The sequence below is a fragment of the Saccharopolyspora endophytica genome, assembly GCF_018070075.1.
In the GTDB taxonomy this organism is placed as follows: Bacteria; Actinomycetota; Actinomycetes; order Mycobacteriales; family Pseudonocardiaceae; genus Saccharopolyspora; species Saccharopolyspora endophytica.
The window spans coordinates 151,842-167,892 of the sequence record NZ_JAGPXE010000006.1 but is presented as its reverse complement, the minus strand read 5'-3'; the positions used below and the strand labels follow the sequence as shown (position 1 = coordinate 167,892).

Annotated in this window: 16 protein-coding genes; 4 read left to right on the top strand and 12 right to left on the bottom strand. The window is 70.4% G+C overall.

All coding sequences use genetic code 11. From position 1 onward, the window contains the following. Nucleotides 1–69 precede the first annotated feature (69 nt). Nucleotides 70–219: a hypothetical protein gene (locus KBO27_RS16250; RefSeq protein ID WP_210970832.1), complete on the top strand. Its 150-nt coding sequence runs from the start codon at nt 70–72 to the stop codon at nt 217–219. Then, nucleotides 213–1,241: an alpha/beta fold hydrolase gene (locus KBO27_RS16245; RefSeq protein WP_210970831.1), complete on the top strand. Its 1,029-nt coding sequence runs from the start codon at nt 213–215 to the stop codon at nt 1,239–1,241. The genes KBO27_RS16250 and KBO27_RS16245 overlap by 7 nt, the downstream gene beginning before the upstream one ends. 22 nt (nt 1,242–1,263) lie before the next feature. Here the strand turns inward: KBO27_RS16245 and KBO27_RS16240 are convergent, their stop codons facing one another. The 6 genes from KBO27_RS16240 to KBO27_RS16215 form a co-directional block, all read right to left on the bottom strand. Further along, a complete protein-coding gene (locus KBO27_RS16240; protein WP_210970830.1) occupies nt 1,264–2,835 on the bottom strand; it encodes an AMP-binding protein in 1,572 nt (523 codons plus the stop codon). A gap of 9 nt (nt 2,836–2,844) precedes the next feature. After that, nucleotides 2,845–4,446, bottom strand: a complete 1,602-nt coding sequence (locus KBO27_RS16235) for an FAD-dependent oxidoreductase (RefSeq protein ID WP_210970829.1) — start codon at nt 4,444–4,446, stop codon at nt 2,845–2,847. A gap of 100 nt (nt 4,447–4,546) precedes the next feature. Further along, the gene (locus tag KBO27_RS16230) at nt 4,547–5,866 is read right to left on the bottom strand and encodes an MFS transporter (RefSeq protein WP_210970828.1); all 1,320 of its coding nucleotides are present in this window, start codon (nt 5,864–5,866) and stop codon (nt 4,547–4,549) included. A gap of 49 nt (nt 5,867–5,915) precedes the next feature. Continuing rightward, on the bottom strand, nt 5,916–6,461 hold the full coding sequence (locus tag KBO27_RS16225) for a 3-isopropylmalate dehydratase small subunit (RefSeq protein WP_210970827.1): 546 nt from the start codon (nt 6,459–6,461) through the stop codon (nt 5,916–5,918). Beyond that, nucleotides 6,458–7,726 (bottom strand): 3-isopropylmalate dehydratase large subunit, encoded by a 1,269-nt coding sequence (locus tag KBO27_RS16220; protein ID WP_210970826.1) that lies wholly within the window; start codon nt 7,724–7,726, stop codon nt 6,458–6,460. The genes KBO27_RS16225 and KBO27_RS16220 overlap by 4 nt, the downstream gene beginning before the upstream one ends. Before the next feature lie 10 nt (nt 7,727–7,736). Next, nucleotides 7,737–8,600: an isocitrate lyase/PEP mutase family protein gene (locus KBO27_RS16215; RefSeq protein WP_210970825.1), complete on the bottom strand. Its 864-nt coding sequence runs from the start codon at nt 8,598–8,600 to the stop codon at nt 7,737–7,739. A 133-nt stretch (nt 8,601–8,733) separates the two neighbouring features. Here KBO27_RS16215 and KBO27_RS16210 point away from each other — a divergent pair, with 133 nt between their 5' ends. Beyond that, nucleotides 8,734–9,522: an IclR family transcriptional regulator gene (locus KBO27_RS16210; protein ID WP_307870441.1), complete on the top strand. Its 789-nt coding sequence runs from the start codon at nt 8,734–8,736 to the stop codon at nt 9,520–9,522. Between the two features lie 214 nt (nt 9,523–9,736). Here the strand turns inward: KBO27_RS16210 and KBO27_RS16205 are convergent, their stop codons facing one another. Both KBO27_RS16205 and KBO27_RS16200 read right to left on the bottom strand, forming a co-directional pair. Further along, nucleotides 9,737–11,098, bottom strand: coding sequence for an APC family permease (locus tag KBO27_RS16205; RefSeq protein ID WP_210970823.1), 1,362 nt, complete (start codon nt 11,096–11,098; stop codon nt 9,737–9,739). A 37-nt stretch (nt 11,099–11,135) separates the two neighbouring features. Next, the gene (locus tag KBO27_RS16200) at nt 11,136–12,047 is read right to left on the bottom strand and encodes a carbon-nitrogen hydrolase family protein (protein ID WP_210970822.1); all 912 of its coding nucleotides are present in this window, start codon (nt 12,045–12,047) and stop codon (nt 11,136–11,138) included. Between the two features lie 132 nt (nt 12,048–12,179). On the opposite strand from KBO27_RS16200, the gene KBO27_RS16195 reads away from it, so the two are divergent. Continuing rightward, the gene (locus tag KBO27_RS16195) at nt 12,180–12,956 is read left to right on the top strand and encodes a FadR/GntR family transcriptional regulator (RefSeq protein WP_210970821.1); all 777 of its coding nucleotides are present in this window, start codon (nt 12,180–12,182) and stop codon (nt 12,954–12,956) included. Nucleotides 12,957–13,091: 135 nt separating this feature from the next. Here the strand turns inward: KBO27_RS16195 and KBO27_RS16190 are convergent, their stop codons facing one another. From KBO27_RS16190 to KBO27_RS16175, 4 genes are all read right to left on the bottom strand, one after another. Next, nucleotides 13,092–13,538 (bottom strand): FHA domain-containing protein, encoded by a 447-nt coding sequence (locus KBO27_RS16190; RefSeq protein ID WP_210970820.1) that lies wholly within the window; start codon nt 13,536–13,538, stop codon nt 13,092–13,094. A gap of 203 nt (nt 13,539–13,741) precedes the next feature. Further along, entirely contained in the window at nt 13,742–14,488 is a 747-nt protein-coding gene (locus KBO27_RS16185) for an enoyl-CoA hydratase/isomerase family protein (protein ID WP_210970819.1), read from the bottom strand. A 160-nt stretch (nt 14,489–14,648) separates the two neighbouring features. Then, nucleotides 14,649–14,960: a monooxygenase gene (locus tag KBO27_RS16180; protein WP_307870440.1), complete on the bottom strand. Its 312-nt coding sequence runs from the start codon at nt 14,958–14,960 to the stop codon at nt 14,649–14,651. A 206-nt stretch (nt 14,961–15,166) separates the two neighbouring features. Then, nucleotides 15,167–15,925: a FadR/GntR family transcriptional regulator gene (locus KBO27_RS16175; RefSeq protein ID WP_210970818.1), complete on the bottom strand. Its 759-nt coding sequence runs from the start codon at nt 15,923–15,925 to the stop codon at nt 15,167–15,169. Nucleotides 15,926–16,051 lie beyond the last annotated feature (126 nt).

Here is a 16,051-nt window from a genome sequence, read left to right as displayed (position 1 = left end):
CTTCGTTCAGCCGGCTGTCGTCTTGTGCGGCGGTGGTGGCCGGATCTGTCCCCGACACGGAAGGCGCACGTGAGCGAACTGCACAACGCGGGCCGCCCCTCCCCCGGGCCCGCATGGGACGTGCGGCTGACCTGCCGCATCGGCAGCACCCGGACGGCCTGCGGGTCGGACGAGCCGCAGGCCGCCGCTCCCGACGCGAAGAGCGTGCGCGCGTGGTGATCAGCCCGCCCTGGGGCGCGCAAGCGCCCGTCGGCGCGCGGGTCCGGTGGGCGGTCCGACGTGCGCGCGAGTCGCTGTCCGGCCTCGCCCTCCGGGCCGCCGAGTCCGCGCCGGCCCAACCCGCGCGAGAAGCCCTCGCCGACGTCGATGCCGCGCTCGTGACCGCTGCCGACGGGGTCCCCCTGCACGTCGACGTCGACGGCGATCCGGGTGCGCCGGTGACCGTGGTGCTCTGCCACGGATACCTGGCCGACAACGACTTCTGGCACTTCCAGCGCGCTTCGCTCGCCCGCCACGCCCGCGTGGTCTCCTACGACCACCGGGGCCACGGCCGGTCCGCGGTGGGCGGGTTGGACGGACTCACCCTCGACCAGCTCGGCAACGACTTGGCCGCGGTGCTGGACCAGGCCGTCCCGCAGGGGCCGGTCGTGCTGGTCGGGCACTCGATGGGCGGCATGGCGGTCATGGCGCTCGCCGAGCAGCGCCCGGAGCTCTTCGGCGACCGCGTGGTCGGGGTCGGGCTGGTGACGACGGCGGCCGCGCCGGTCAACGGGCGGGCTGTGCTGCCGCCCGAGGCGGCCAACCTCGTGCTGGCCGCCATCGACCGGCTGCGGCTCACCTCGGTCTCCTGCCGGGCCCTCAGGAACGCCGCCCTCGCGGTGGCGCGAGGTTTCGCGTTCGCCTCCCGGGTACCGCCCTCGGTGGTCGACTTCGTCCTGCAGCTGACGCGGTCGAATCCCGTCCACGCGCTGGTGGCGCTCATCCCCGAGTTCCTGACGCTCGACAAGCGCGCGGCGCTGCCGGTGCTGGGCAACGCCGCCACGCTCGTGGTCGGGGCCGAGCACGACGTGACCATCCGGCCCGAGCACAGCGCCGCGATCGCCCGCGAAGTACCGGGCGCCCGGCTCGAGATGATCCCGAACGCGGGTCACATGGTGCCGCTCGAACACCCCGCGATCGTCGACGAACTCCTCCACCAGCTCGTCACCAGCGCCACGCGTCCAGCCCGTCTGATGCGTTGACGCACCGGTGCCGCCGACCGGTTCAGGGCCGGAGTTCGGCCTCGCGCAGCTGGTTGCGAAGGATCTTCCCGGACGCTGATTTCGGGATCGCGTCGACGAATTCGACGGCCCGGACCTTCTTGTGCGGGGCGATCCGATCGGCCACGTACGTGATCACGTCGTCAGCGCTCAACGCGCTCCCGTCGCTCCGCACGACGAAGGCCTTCGGCACCTCCTCTCCACGGGCGTCGCAGACTCCGATCACCGCCGCGTCCTCGACCGCGGGGTGGGTGAGCAACACCGCTTCCAGCTCCGCCGGTGGCACCTGGTAGCCCTTGTACTTGATCAACTCCTTGACGCGGTCGACGATCGTGATCACGCCCTCCGGCGTCGCCGTCGCGACGTCGCCGGTGTGCAGGTAACCGTCCGCGTCGAGGGTCTGCGCGGTGGCCTCGGCGTTGTTCAGGTACCCGGACATCACGTTCGGGCCCCGCACCCACAGCTCCCCGCGCCCTCCGGGGCCGACGTCCTCACCCGTCGCGGGGTCGACCAACCGGTGCTCGATCCCAGGCAGCGCGAATCCGCAGCTCGCCGGATCCAGATCCAGCCGGTCCTCCGGAATCGCGTGCGACACGGGTGACATCTCGGTCATCCCGTAGCCCTGCAGGACCGCGCACCCCAACCGGTCGGTGAGCGCCCTGCCGAGGTCACCATCGAGCGGTGCGGCGCCGGAGAAGACCATCTCCACGCTCGACAGGTCGTAGGAGTCGACGAGCCGGTCCTTCGCCAGCGCGAGCACGGTCGGCGGTGCGACGTAGAGCTTGCGCACGCGGTGCTCGTCCACCAGGCGCAGCATCTCGGCGAGGTCGAATCGCGGCATCGTGATCAAGGGTGCGCGGGTGTGCAGGCAGTGGTTCATCAGCACCGTCATCCCGTAGATGTGGAACAGCGGGAGCACCGCGAGTTGGGCGCTCCCCCTGGTCGACGTCACCATCCGGTCGAACTGGAGGACGTTGGCGACGAGGTTGCGGTGGGTCAGCACGACACCTTTGGCGCGGCCCGTGGTTCCCGAGGAGTACGGCAGCACCGCGGTGCCCTCGGCTCCGGTGACCGGCGCCGGCGCCTCCCCTCCGCCTGCGGCCAGCTCGGCGAGACTCGTGTGACCGTCGGTCGAATCGAGGGTGAACACCGAATCCGGGTCCAGCCCGGCTTTCGCCGCGGCCTCCACCACCTTCTCGCGCAGCTTGCCTTCCGTGATGACGAAAGCAGCTCCCGAGTCGGTGAGCTGGTTCGCCAGCTCCCCTGTCGTGTAGAGCGGGTTGCACGTCGTCACGGTGGTGTTGGCGCGCAACGCTGAGTGGAAGGCCAGCACCCATCGCGGCGAGTTCGATCCGACCAGCGCGATCACGTCGCCCGCCCGGACTCCCCAGGCGTGCAGCCCCGCCGCGACGCCCTCCACGGCAGCGTGCAGTTGCCCGAAAGTCATCGCGTCCCCGGTGGTCCCTTCCACGAGCGCGGTCGCTTCGGCGTGGTTCCCGACACCGGTTCCGAACAGGAACTCGGTGAGCGACACGTCGGGCACGTCGACATCCGGGTACGGGCTGCGCATGGGCATCGGAGCTCCTCAGAGGTGCGTTTCTCGGCTGCGGCCGCAGGCGTGACCGGCCGCTCGGTAGGCGTAGGTGTAGTTGCGGGCGTTGGCCAGACCCGTCACGTAGCCGCGCAGCTCGCGGGTCGCGGCGGCGTTGCCCGTCGCGTAGAGACCACCGACCGGGGACCCGTCGCGGCGGAGCACGCGGGCGTCCCGGTCGATCCACAGTCCGAGCGTGCCCATGCCGAACCCGACCAGGGACAGCTCGAGGGCGTAGAACGGCGGGGTGCGCACGGCGCCGAGGCACGGGTTCGGCCCGTGCTCGGCGTCGCCGTAGGTCCGTCGCACGAACGGCCGGATCCCGCGCTCGAACTCGGGGTCCTCGCCCCGATCCGCCGCGCGGTTGAACTCCGCGACGGTCAGGCGCAGGCCGTCGGGGTCGATGCCCGTCGCCGCGGCCAGTTCGGTGATGCTGTCCGCCCGAGGGATCGAGTCCGGCCAGCGCTCCCCCGCCGAATGGGGTCCCAGCCGGTAGCGCGCGCGGAACTCGTCGTCGACGACGAACCAGCACGGCACGTTCGACCACCGGCGCAGGCGGGTGTCGAAGCGGCGCAGGGCGCTGATCAGCGCGCCGTAGTAGCTCTCGTCGCCGAACCTGCGGCCGTCGCGGTTGACGATCAGGGAATGCGGCAGTCCGAGGTGTGTCAGCAGCGGCCGCACGAGGGGAACGTCCGTTCCGGGGTGGACCTCGCCGGGGAACCCGTACCCGACGCTGAAGAACGGGTCGGCGCCGCGAATCAGGCCGGCACCTGCTTGCTCCGCGAGTGCGATCGAATCGCCGTCGACGACGGGCGGGGCGCTCTCGACGAGTGCCGGCACGTCCTCCAGCTCCGCCGCGTGCGGTGAACCGCCGTAGCCGCCCGCCGCGATCAGCACCCCGCCGCGGGCCCGGACCCGGGTGCGCCCGTGCGGCCCGTCCAGCACCGCACCGACGACGTCTCCGCCCTCGACCAGGAGCTCGCGCACCCTGGACTCGAGCAGGCACTCCACCCCGCGACGCACGAGCGCCTCCCGCGCGAAGGCGCCGACGAGGCCCATGCCGTGGGTCAGGCGGTCGTCGTTCAGCTCCTCCCGCGCAGCCGAGTACGACTCGGTCCGGCTCACACCGATGTCGTAGTAGGGCCCCTGCCGCAGGTGCGGCCGCCACGCGCCCAGGTCCCGGCCGTCGACGACGCATTCGAGCAGTCGTCCTTCGGCCGTCGAGCCGGGCGCCGGGTGGTAGAGGTCCGACGCGCCGGGAATCACCCGGAACGGAACTCCGGCTGCGGCGAACCACGCCGTCGCCTCACGCGCGTCGTGCAGGTACGCGCGCCGGGCTTCCCGCTCCACCGGTCGTTCGCCCTGGACGTGGTCCAAATAGGACTCGACGGTCTCCAGGGCGTCGCTCGGTTCCGGTGTCAGCGGATCGCCGCCCACCCACACGAAACCCCCGCTGTACGCGGCGACCCCGCCGATCACCTCGGAGCGCTCGGCGACGAGGACCTCGGCGCCGAGGTCGGCGGCCCGCAGCGCGGCGGCGAGACCACCGAGCCCGCCACCGACGCAGAGGAAGTCGACCTCCCTGGTACCGGTCATCTCAGCGCCTCGGAACCCGGTGTGGTGCAGCGCGAATCGGGCACGGTCGACCTCCTGCGGTGCGTTCAGACGGTTTCCCGGAAACCGGTGGACCGGACGGTCAGACCGGCAAGCGATCCCTGCCGGTCTCGCGCAGGGTCAGCACGGTGATCAGACCGACGACCGCCACTCCCATGACCCAGAAGGCGGGCGCCATCGGATTTCCCGTGCTCTGCACCAGTTGTGCGGCGATGTAGGGAGCGGTGCCGCCGGCGATGATCGTCCCGAGGTTGAACCCGAGCGCGACACCGGTGTAGCGCACCTGCCGCGGGAACAGCTCGGTGAACTGGGGGAAGGCCGGGACCTGCGCGAACCCGTTGAACGACATGTAGACGACGTAGACGAGTCCGACGACGAGGATGCTCGACGTCGCGCCGAGGATCGCGAAGGCGGGCCACGCGATGACGAGGTAGCCGACGTAGGCGGTGATCAGCACGGGCCGCCGCCCGAACCGGTCCGAGAGCGCACCCGCGATCGGGTAGGTGACGCAGGCGAGCCCGATCCCGATGGCCGAGGTCCAGTACACGGCTTGCTTGTCGAAGCCCAGGTCGTTGATCAGGTAGACGTTGAAGTAGGTCAGGCCGATGTAGCCGCTGCCGTTCATGGCGATCGCGATGCCGATGACCCGCAGGAGGGAAATCGGGTGCTGCTTGACGACCTGCAGCAGCGGGCTGCGCACCACCTCTCGCTTGTCGGCCATCTCCGCGAACTCGGCGGTGTCCTCCAGCCGGACCCGCACCCACAGGCAGAGGATCGCCAGCGGGATGGAGACCAGGAACGGGATCCGCCAGCCCCACGCCGTCATCTGCTCGGCCGTGGTCAAGGTGCTGACCAGGCCGACCACGGCCGCGGACACCGCGAACCCGAGGGTCGAGCCGAGTGCCGTGACCGAGCCGTAGAGCCCGCGGCGCTTGACCGGTGCCGACTCGGCGACGTAGGTCGCCGCGCCGCCGATCTCACCGCCGGCCGAGAAGCCCTGCGCCAGGCGGATCAGCACCAGCAGCACCGGGGCGAGGACTCCGGCCGTGGAATAGGTCGGCAGGAGACCGAGCAGACCGCAGCAGATTCCCATCGCCACGACCGTCACGACGAGCGCCTGCCGACGACCGCGACGGTCGCCGAGCCTGCCGAAGAACCAGCCTCCGACGGGTCTCATGACGTAGGCCGATCCGAAGACCGCCAACGTGAGCAGCAGCGACACGGCCGGGTGGCCGCTGGGGAAGAACAGGGGGCCGATGGTGACGGCGAGGAAGGCGTAGACGCTGAAGTCGTAGTACTCGATCAGCGTGCCGACGCCTCCCGCCGCGGCGGCGCGTCGGGCCATCGTCGGCGAGGATCCGGTGGTGGCGGGTGCGGCGGCTGGTGGGACCGTCTCAGACATGGTGCTGACTCCTGATCGTCGTTGACCGGGTCGAGGAACGTGGGGGGGATCAGTGCTGGTGGCTGGGATTGCGGGCGTGCTCGGCCAGCAGGAGCTTGACCGAGCCGCCGGCTTCGATCACGCGGCGCACGCGAGGGCTGGGCGGGTCGCCGCGCAACTCGGCGCCGCCGTCGACGCCGACCACCGCCGTCCTCCAGTCGACCTGCACGGCATCACCGATGGTGACCGCGGTGCTGATGCCGGGCACCGTCAGCAGCGGCATGCCGTTGTGCGTCTCCCCGCGCCAGAACCCCGGGGAGAAGGACTCGGCCAGCACCGCGGCGATGCCCAGATCGCGCAGTGCCACCATCGGCGGGTAGTGCGGGTGGCCGTAGCCGAAGTTGCGGCCGCCGACGATGACGTCGCCGGGCCGGACGCGGTCGGCGAAGGTGGGGTCGTAGGCCTGCATGACCTTGCCGCGCAGGAAATCCGCGTCGTAGGACTTGATGTTCTCGACCCCGATCACCAGGTCGATGTCGAAGTCGTCGCCGAACACCCAGGCCACGCGCCCGCGGATGAGGTCCGGTGGCGGCGGGTAGTCGCGGGCGGCGCTCATGATCGCGTCACCTCCCCCGCCGAGGCGATCGTGCCGGTCACCGCGCTTGCCGCCACCGTGTACGCCGATCCCATGTAGATGTTGGCGTCGGTGCTGCCCATCCGGCCCGAGATGTTGAGGACGCCGGTGGAGATGCAGTTCTCGTCCGGTTGCAGCGGTTTCTGGTAGCCGAAGCAGAAGTCGCAGCTGGAGCGGGCGATGTGAGCACCGGCCGCCCGCAGCACGTCGAGCAGCCCTTCGTCCTCGGCCTGCCGGTGCACCGCGTCCGAGGTCGGGACCACGTTGAGCTCGACCCCCGGGGCAACCTCCCTGCCGTCGAGGACGAGGGCAGCGGCCCGGATGTCCTCGATCCGCCCGCTGGCGCAGGAACCGATGAACGCCTTGGTGACCGGCGTTCCGGACAGCTCCGCGGCCTGACGGGTGTTGGCCGAGCGAGCTGATCCGGGCAGCACGACCTGCGGGCTCAGCGCGGACAGGTCGATGGTGTGCACCGCGGCGTAGTCGGCTCCCGGGTCCGGCAGCTGGGGCGTGAAATCCGTTGCAGCGACCCGCTTCGCGTAGGCGAGCGCCGCCTCGTCGGGTTCGAACACCGCGGACACCGCGCCGGTGAACATCGCCATGCCGCACAGGCCCTGCCTGCGGTCGATCGACATCGACCGCGCGCCGGGGCCGGCGAACTCCATCACCTGGTGCGCGCACCCGTCGGCCCCGAACTCGCCGATGATGTGGTGCACCAGGTCCCGGTTGTCGACGCCCGGGGCGAACTCACCGGTCAGCTCGAACCTCGTGGTCCGGGGGACGTCGAGGTAGATCTGCCCGGAGACCCAGGCCTCCAGCAGGTCCCGGCGCACGCCCCAGCCCAGCGCGCCGAACGCGCCCGCGCCGGAGATGTGGCCGTCGAAGTGGATCAGGAAGTTGCCGGGCAGCGCGTAGCCGAGCTCGGCCATCACCTGGTGCCCGATGCCGCGGGCCTCGTGCAGCTCGATGCCGTAGAACGCGCACCAGTCGCGGGTGACCTGGTGGACCTCCTGCTCCTTGTCGGTGCCCTTGGTCAGCATGTGGTCGATGAAGACCACGTAGCGCTCCGGCTCCGCCAGCGCACGGATGCCGAAGTCGTCGTGCATCTGCCGGAACATCACATCGGTGTAGCCGGGGAAGTCGTAGGCGATCATGTAGTCGGGACGCGCGGGCAGGTTGTCACCCGCCTTGACCTGGTCGACGCCCGCTGCCCCGGCCAGGATCTTCTCGGTGATCGTGCTCGCCATGACGCCTCCCTCAGACCGTCTCGGTGGCGGGCAGGTACGCGTGCTGCTGCCGCTCGATCTCGGGCATCCCGATGAGCTCGACGAACTCGTGGTGCGGCGTGGCTCCCGCGCCGACCTGGGCAGGCGGTTCCCCAGCGGCGAGCCGGTTCAGGCACTCCTGCGCGGCACCGGTCACCGCCATCAGCACCTGAGTGGGCAGCAGCGCGATGCGCACGCCGATCTGCTCCATCACCTCGGGGGTGAACTCCCGCTCGGTCCAGGCCGAGGCCGTGAGGGTCGCCATCAGCGGGGCTCCGGTGATCTCGTGGCAGCGCCGCCACTCCTCGACGGTCGAGAAGGTCTTGGTGACCGGCATGATCAGGTCGGCTCCGGCCTCGACGTAGGCCTCCGCCCGGCGGAGCGCCTCGTCGCCCTTGGCGTCGGTCCGGGCGATCACGAGCATTCCGGTCCCCTGCGCGGCGTCGCGGACGGCGCGGATCTTGCCCGTGGCCTCCGCCAGGTCGAGCAGTTCGAGCTCGGCACCGGGGATCAGCGGGCAGCGCTTGGGCGAGCGCTGGTCCTCCATGAACACCGCGGCGACCCCGGCGTCGGCGAACCGGCGCGCTGTTCGCGCGGCGTTGACGGCGTTGCCGTAGCCCGTGTCGATGTCGGCGATGACCGGTAGCGGGCTCGCCTCGCGGATCGTCCGGACGGCCTGCAGGTTCTCCGACATCGTGTAGAGCTCGGCATCCGGGTAGCCCAACGCCGCCGAGATCGCGAACCCGGACGCGCACAGCGCGGGGAAGCCCGCCTGCTCGGCCAGCCGGGCGGTCAGCCCGTCCCAGACGCCGGGTGCGTAGACGAGTCTTTCGGTGATCATCTCGCGCAGATCCACTGACAGCTCCCTTGTGTATCGTGATGCGATACGCGTTCCGAAACTGTGCGCGAGGGACACGACCATGTCAAGCAGATGCGGTCAGCAGGCCGTTAGCCTGACGCTGTCCCGAAACACGAAAGGGGAGGTGGCGGTGGCACGAGAAGCTGTCGAAGACAGCTCAGGGCGGGAGACCGTCGGATCGGTGCTGCGCGCCTGTCAGCTGCTGGGGCAGTTCAGCGCCGAACGGCCCGTGATCACGCTCGCCGAACTCACGGCGACCAGCGGGTTCAACAAACCGACCGTCCACCGGCTGATGAGCACCCTCGTCGAGGCCGGCTGGGTGCACCGGGATCACAGCGGCGCCTACCGGGTCCGGATGCCGATGTTCACCATCGGCGCCGCCGCGCTCGCCGGGTTCGACCTGCGAACCGAGGCCCGGCCGGAGCTCGAAGCGCTGGCGTCGGACTTCGGCGACACGGCGTTCTTGATGGTCCCCTCCGCCGCCGGGGCCGTGTGCATTGACAGGGTCGAGGGCGGCAAACCGATGGTCCTGGCAGCCGTTTCGATCGGATCAGTCCTGCCGTACCACGCCGCAGCCGCGCCCGTGGCGATGGCGGCGTTCGACTCCGAGCTTCGAAGCCGGGCGCTGCGAGACCCGCTCCCGGCCTTCACCGAGATGACCCTCTCCGACCCGGGAGAATTCGCCAGCCACCTGGATCAGGTTCGCGCCGAGGGGGTTTCGCGCAGCCGCAACGACTACCTCAACGGGGTCTCGGCCGTCGCCGCCCCGATCCTCGGCTCGCGCGATTCCCTGGTCGGGACGATCAGCCTCGGCGGGCACAGCGAGGACTTCACGGGGTCCGACGGCGACGTGCGGGCCGAAGCGGTGCGCGCGGCCGCCAAGCGGCTGAGCGACGCGCTCAACGCGGCACGCCTCTGAGACGACACCTGTCCACACCGCGCCAATCAGGTTCCGAACCCGGATTACCGCAGTAATCGGGCACCGGATTACGGCAGTTTTCGGGTTCCGGATTACGGCAGTTTTCAGGGTCCGGGTCCTTCGGGGTGGGTCTTCGGGGGTGTGGTGCCAGCGGGTTTGGGGCGGGGGCTACGGCGCGCTGGGTCCAGGGACCTGGCGCGCCGTAGCCGTTTTCCTACGGGCTCGTGCCGGCCAGGGCTTGCTCGTCGGGTTGTGCGGTCATCTCCGGTGGTGGGGTGCGGAAGAAGCGGGTGCGGAAGGCGAGGTAGACGACGCCTGCCGCCAGCCAGATCCCGCCGAGGACCAGGGCTGTGGATTCGAGGTTGATCAGCAGCCAGAGGTCGATGAGGGTTCCGGCTGCGGGGATGGCGAGGGTCCACCACGCCTGCCGTCGGCCTTCCCGGCGGTGGCGGACGTGCAGGGCGATGACGCTGATGTTGACCGCGGTGAAGGCGGTGAAGGCGCCGAAGTTGACGAACGACGTCGAGGTGGAGACGTCGAGCACCAAGGCGACGAGGCCGACGCAACCGGTGAGGACGATGTTGGCCACCGGAGTGCGGAAGCGCGGGTCCAGGGCGCCGAAGAGCCTGCGGGGCAGGACGGTGTCGCGGCCCATCGCGAACAGCAGGCGTGCGGCACTGGCCTGCGCTGCGAGGCCGGAGGCGAACTGCGCGATCACCAGCCCCGCCAGCAGCATTGCCGTGCCGAGATCTCCAGCGATGACCGTGGCGATCTCGAACACGGCTGAGTCGGAGTCCGCGAAGGCGCTTCCCGGGTGCACGAGCTGGGCCGCGAACGTCACGAGGACGAAGACGCCGCCCCCGATCAGCGCGATGAGCAGGATGGCGCGCGGAATCGTCCTGCGCGGGTTCACCGACTCCTCGGTCAGGGTCGTGACGGCGTCGAACCCGAGGAAGGAGTAGGCGGCCAGCGCGGCACCGGCGGAGACACCCGCGGCAGTGGTGGCGGGGTTGAGCAGCGGCGAGCTGTCGAGCAGGCCCACGGCGCCGCGGGCGTCGAGGACGTGGCGCACGCACAGCACGACGAAGATGCCGATCACCAGGAACTGGAAGGCCATGAGCAGGAAGTTGGCCTTCTCGGCGACCTTGATCCCCAGCACGTTCAGGCAGGTGGTGGCCGCGATGAAGGAGACGATCCAGACCCAGAAGGGCACAGCGGGGAACTGGGCTTGCAGGTAGGTGCCGCCGAGCAGCCAGATCACCATCGGCAGGAAGAAGTAGTCGAGCAGCACCGCCCAGCCGACCAGGAATCCCACGCGCGAGTCCAGCGCCCGCCGCACGTAGGTGTAGGCCGAGCCGGCGACCGGGTAGGTGGCGGCCATCTTCCCGTAGCTGTAGGCGGTGAACAGCATCGCGGCCATCGCCACCAGGTAGGCGGTGGGGACCGCCCCGCTGGTTTCCTCGGCGACGACGCCGAAGGTGCCCAGCGCGATCAGCGGCGTCATGTAGGCCAGTCCGAACAGGACGACGGATCTGACCGTGAGGGTCCGTTGCAGCGACGGTGGTGCTTCGGGCATGAGTAGCTCCTCGGTGCGCGCCGCGTCGTTGCGGCGGTCAGCCGGCCGCTTCGGGGCCGGGGATGCGGATGCCGGCTTCCGGGGTCTCCGGGTGCCACGTAGCTGGTTCGATGCGCCCCCGGTAGAGCGGTAGCTCGACGGGGGCGTCGTGGTCGGTGAACTGCGACCACATGCGGTTGAGACCCGCGGTGCCGGATTCGCGCACCCGCGCGACGTCGCCGAGGTCGAGGACGTCGGTCAGCACCTCGGCTTCGCCCCCGGCGGCCTGCCGCCGCACGTGCCCTTCCGGGTCGACGATCAGGCTGCCACCGACGCCCACCGGGCGGGCGGCGTTGACGCTGGCGACGAAGACCTGGTTCGCGATCGCGTGCGCCCGGGCGAGGACGATCTCCTGCTCGCGGTCGTTCGTCGTGGTCTGCACCGGGTTGATGATCACCTCGGCGCCCATCCACGCGAGATGCCGGGCGACCTCGGGAAACCAGGAGTCGTAGCAGATCGAGAATCCCAGCCGGCCGAACTCGGGAACGTCGGCGACGACGAATCGGTCGCCGGGCTCGTACGGTTCGTACGGCCGCCACGGGAAGACCTTGCGGTAGAAGGCGTGCAGCTCCCCCGCCGGCGAGTAGCAGAGGGCGGTGTTGAACAGCTCGCCGTTCTCCCCGCGCTCGCACGCGCTGCCCGGCATCAGCCAGATCCCCAGGTCCCCCGCCAGCTCGCCGAGCTGCCGGGAGCGGGGACCGTCCAGCGGCTCGGCCGCCTCCTGCAACCGCGCGTTGCGCTCCGGACCGGTGCCCTCGACGCCGCACAGGTGCAGCTCCGGGTACGCCACCAGGCGTGTCCGCGGGTGTCCGGCGAGCAGGCGCTCGACGTCGCCGGCGAACTCCGACACGGGTGCCGTCGCTGCCTGCGGCGACACCTGCGCCAGCGCCAGCGGCAACAGTCGGGACATCTCGCTCGCCTTCTTTCTTCGCAGGTCAGTCCGGGTATCGCTCAGCGATGAAAACAAAATAGAGCAAGATGAGCACTTAAACAAGAGTGGTCATCTTGAACAAGTTTTGGGCTCCTGGTTACCGTGGACACCATGACCAGGGCCGACGCCGACGAGCACCACGAGAACCCCGCCGCACCCCTGTCCGCGTCCGCGCTCTCCGGCATCCGCAGGCTCTCGGCCATGGACACCGTCCGCGCCCGGATCTCCCTCGCGGTCGACCTCGGGCTGCTCGAACCGGGCGAGTGGCTGCCGGGCAACGCTCAGCTCGCCGCCGCCCTGGAGGTTTCCGAGATCACCGTGCGACGCGCGCTGGTGGCGCTGTGCGAAGAAGGAATCCTGGAGCGCCGCCGCGGACGCGGTGGTGGCACGCGGGTGGTCGACGCCCCCGCTCGCAGCACGGTCCGGGAGACCGAGATCTACCGCGCGGCGAGCGCGGAGGTGCACGACCTCATCGACCGCCGCCTGGTCCTGGAATGCGGCATCGCGCACCTGGCGACCCGTAACGCCACCCCCGACCAGGTCGAGCACCTGCACGCGCTCACCGAGCAGATGAACGACGCCGCGGACTGGGCGGACTTCCACAAGCTCGACGAGACGTTCCACCTCGCCGTCGCCGCCGCGACCGGGATCGGTGCGGTGCAGCAGGAGTACGCGCGACTGCTGCGCGAGCTCTACCGCTACTACCTGCCCTACCCCATGCAGCACCTGCGCGAGTCCAACCGCGAGCACGTGCAACTCGTCGCAGCCCTGCGCAACCGCGACGCCGCGTGCGCCGGCGACGTCGCCGAGCGGCACGTGGCGACCCTGCACCAGGACATGTTCGTCGGGCTCCCACACCGCGAAACAGCCGAGCAGCAGCAGGATTGAGCCGAGTGCCCACTCGCGAGAGCCCGCCCCCATCGGACTCTCAAGCGCAGCGGTCCCCGCCGCGCGCGTCGTCAGCTCACGTGAACGCGGCGAGGCGCGCGCCCGGCGGTCTCGCCACCGGACGCGCGCCCGTTCTCACCGCTGGGCGGGCACCGGGACGTCGGCCGCCGCGCCGACGTGGAAGGTGAACCGCGCCTTGCCGATCCAGATCTCATCGGAGTCGGACAGCTCGATGCGCTCCACCGGCCGCCTGTTGACGTAGGTTCCGTTGAGCGAGCCGCCGTCGTAGAGGAAGCACCGGCCGTCCTCGATCTCCAGCTCCGCGTGGTACCGGGACACCGTCACGTCGTCGATCACGATGTCGGAGTCGCGGTGCCGTCCGATCACGGTCAGCGGCGCGGAGATCGCGAACTCCGCCCCCTCGGCGGCCCCTCGGTCGACCACCAGCCGCATGCTCGTCCCCGCCTCGCGCGGCGTCGGGATCAACTCGCCCAACCGCCCGGTGACGGGAAGCTCCTGCGTCGGCACGTCCTGCGATGTGCGCTGGTCGAACAGTCCGGTGACCTCGGCGATCTGACCCATCAGCTTTCCCTCCCGCAACCAGTGGAACCGGCTCTCGAAACGTCCCCTCCGGGGGAACCTCCACGAGCATGCAGTCCGGTGGGGGCCCTGCGACCAGGTATTTCGTCCCGGTTTCGCCGTGTTCCACCTCACGGCACCCGGGCCGGAGCGCAGCGGAGGTGCCGGTGTTGCGGTTGCGCACGTCCGGTGCCGGACGTGCGCGCTCAGCCCCGGCTCGCCGTGTAGCGCCGGACGTTCTCGGAGGTCTCGCCGGAGCGGAACATCCGGCCGAAGGTGTTGATCGACTGGTCCACCGCGTTCTGCAGGGAGACGTTGAGCCACTCGTCGATGAGCGCTCGCTGCTCGCGGATCGCCAGAGCGGGCAGGGCAGCCAGCTGGTCCGCCCATTCCGCTGCCACCGTCACCACGCTCCCCCGCGGGACGGTCTTGTTGATCAACCCGGTGTGCGCCAGCTCGCCGACGGCCTTCGGCTCTCCCGTCAGCAGCATCTCCTTGGCGGTGGAGAGCCCGACGTAGTGGTGCAGCAGCGCGGCGTCGACCACGGACGGGATGCCGAGCTTGACCTCCGGGAGCCCGACCAGCGCCTCGGCGTGGGCGACCCGCAGGTCGGCGGCGAGGGCCAGTTCGAAGGCGGCGCCGATGCACGCCCCTTCGAGCGCCACGACCGAGATCTGCGGTGCGTGGCGGACCGCGCGCATCATCGATCCGATGCCGGCGATGATGCCGCGGGCCTCGGTCTCGGACACGCCCTGGAAGGTGTCGAGATCCATCCCGGCCGAGAAGTTCCGGCCCCCGGTGCCGGTGAAGACGAGCACGCGGCAGTCCTCGGATGCCTCCACGACCGCTCGCTCCAGCGCCGGGACGTCGCTCGCCAGCAGGGCGTTGGCCTTGGTCGGGCGGTTGATGGCGATGGTGCGCACCTGGCCGCTGTCGCTGATGTCGATGCTCATCGAACGGTCTCCTTCGTCGTGCCGGGACTCCAGGAGGACGGGCGGTTGGTCAGCGTCGTCTCGGCGCGCGGCACGGGCTCGAGGGGAAACGGCAGCACGTCGTCGACGTGCTGACCTCCGAGCGGGACCTCAAGGGGAGCTGAGCGCGGCGGCCGAGGGGTCAGCCGGCCTGGGTGGGGCCGTGGTTGATCGCCGACAGCGCCTCGTTGACCTCGAAGATCTTTCCCCGCACGTTCTCGACGCCCATCGACCGCAGGCGTTCGGAGTGCATCGCCAGGTACCGCTCGGCGTCGTCCTCCGACTCGAAGAGGTAGACGCCGCCGGCTTCCCCGGCGTCGCGGTTCTCCGTCCAGATCTTCCAGATCAGCCCGGGCTCGTCGTTGATGCTCCGCGCCAGCTCGCCGAACGCCTCCGCCATGGCCGCACCGAACGGCCCGTCCATGGGGAAGTCGACCTGAAGCAGGTGAGGCACGTGGGCGCTCCTCTCGATGCGGCGGGTTCAGCGCGTGCAGCGCTCTCGGCCACGGTACAAGGCCTGCGGCGGCATCACCGCTGCCATCGGTCCTGGACGCGGAGGTCCCGGCGTCGCCGATCGGTCGGAGCTGGACGATCGACGGCGCCGGGACTCGTCGAGTGTCGAACCTCGAGTGCGCTGGAGGTCAAGGGCGCGGCGGTCTTTCAGCGCGGTGATCGTCCCGGGACCAGTTCGTCCTGCTGCGAGACGACCCGGTTCAGGTGCGCGCGCGAGGCCTCCCGCGCCGCGTTCGAATCGCCGGCTGCGATCGCCTCCAGGATCGCGCCGTGCTCGGCCAAGGTCTGGGGCAGGCTCGCGAGGAAGGACCCGGCGTCCTTGTACGACTCGCGCAGGCAGGTGTTGACCGGGTCCATGAACCAGGAGAAGAACGGGTTCCCGCCTGCGCGCGTGACGACCTCGTGGAAGCGCACGTCCTCTTCGAGGCACACCTGGTAGTCGCTCATGTGCCGTTCCACGCGCCCCAGCGAGGCGCGCAGTTCGTCCAGGTCCTCGTCGGTGCGGCGGGCCGCCGCGAGCGCGGTCACCTCGACCTCGATGATCAGCCTGGTCTCCATCAGCTGCTGGAACGTCGTCGCGTTCATGCCCAGCATCAGCGAGTAGTGCTGGACGATCGCGGAACCGTCCGGTGTGGACACCGTCATCCCGCGGCCGGGGCGGATGTCGACGAGCCCGCGTTGTTCGAGGATGCGACCGGCTTCCCGGATCACCGTCCGGCTGACCCCGTAGCGCTCGACGAGCTGCGGTTCGGTGGGCAACCGGTCCCCCGGGCGCAATCCCTGCGCCAGCAGGTCGTTCTGCAGGCGTTCGGCCACCACGTCGGGCAGGCGCGGCGGGCGTTCCGGCGGCGCTGCTCGGGTCTGCGCACTCGATGCTGCCGGGATCGGGGCTTGCGACAGGACCATGCGAGAACTATCGTCCGATCATCATACGAAGTCAACGAACGACACCGGTTCTCCGGTAGCGGCCCCCAGGCCGGCCACGCCGCGTTCTTCGTCTCCCCGCTGCAACCCGTCCGCTGAACATCAACG

Coding starts and splice junctions, on each gene's coding strand:
- KBO27_RS16240 (WP_210970830.1), bottom strand. CDS start 2,835: ATGCCCATGCGCAGCCCGTACCCGGATGTCGACGTGCCCGACGTGTCG.
- KBO27_RS16235 (WP_210970829.1), bottom strand. CDS start 4,446: ATGACCGGTACCAGGGAGGTCGACTTCCTCTGCGTCGGTGGCGGGCTC.
- KBO27_RS16230 (WP_210970828.1), bottom strand. CDS start 5,866: ATGTCTGAGACGGTCCCACCAGCCGCCGCACCCGCCACCACCGGATCC.
- KBO27_RS16225 (WP_210970827.1), bottom strand. CDS start 6,461: ATGAGCGCCGCCCGCGACTACCCGCCGCCACCGGACCTCATCCGCGGG.
- KBO27_RS16220 (WP_210970826.1), bottom strand. CDS start 7,726: ATGGCGAGCACGATCACCGAGAAGATCCTGGCCGGGGCAGCGGGCGTC.
- KBO27_RS16205 (WP_210970823.1), bottom strand. CDS start 11,098: ATGCCCGAAGCACCACCGTCGCTGCAACGGACCCTCACGGTCAGATCC.
- KBO27_RS16200 (WP_210970822.1), bottom strand. CDS start 12,047: ATGTCCCGACTGTTGCCGCTGGCGCTGGCGCAGGTGTCGCCGCAGGCA.
- KBO27_RS16195 (WP_210970821.1), top strand. CDS start 12,180: ATGACCAGGGCCGACGCCGACGAGCACCACGAGAACCCCGCCGCACCC.
- KBO27_RS16190 (WP_210970820.1), bottom strand. CDS start 13,538: ATGGGTCAGATCGCCGAGGTCACCGGACTGTTCGACCAGCGCACATCG.
- KBO27_RS16185 (WP_210970819.1), bottom strand. CDS start 14,488: ATGAGCATCGACATCAGCGACAGCGGCCAGGTGCGCACCATCGCCATC.
- KBO27_RS16175 (WP_210970818.1), bottom strand. CDS start 15,925: ATGGTCCTGTCGCAAGCCCCGATCCCGGCAGCATCGAGTGCGCAGACC.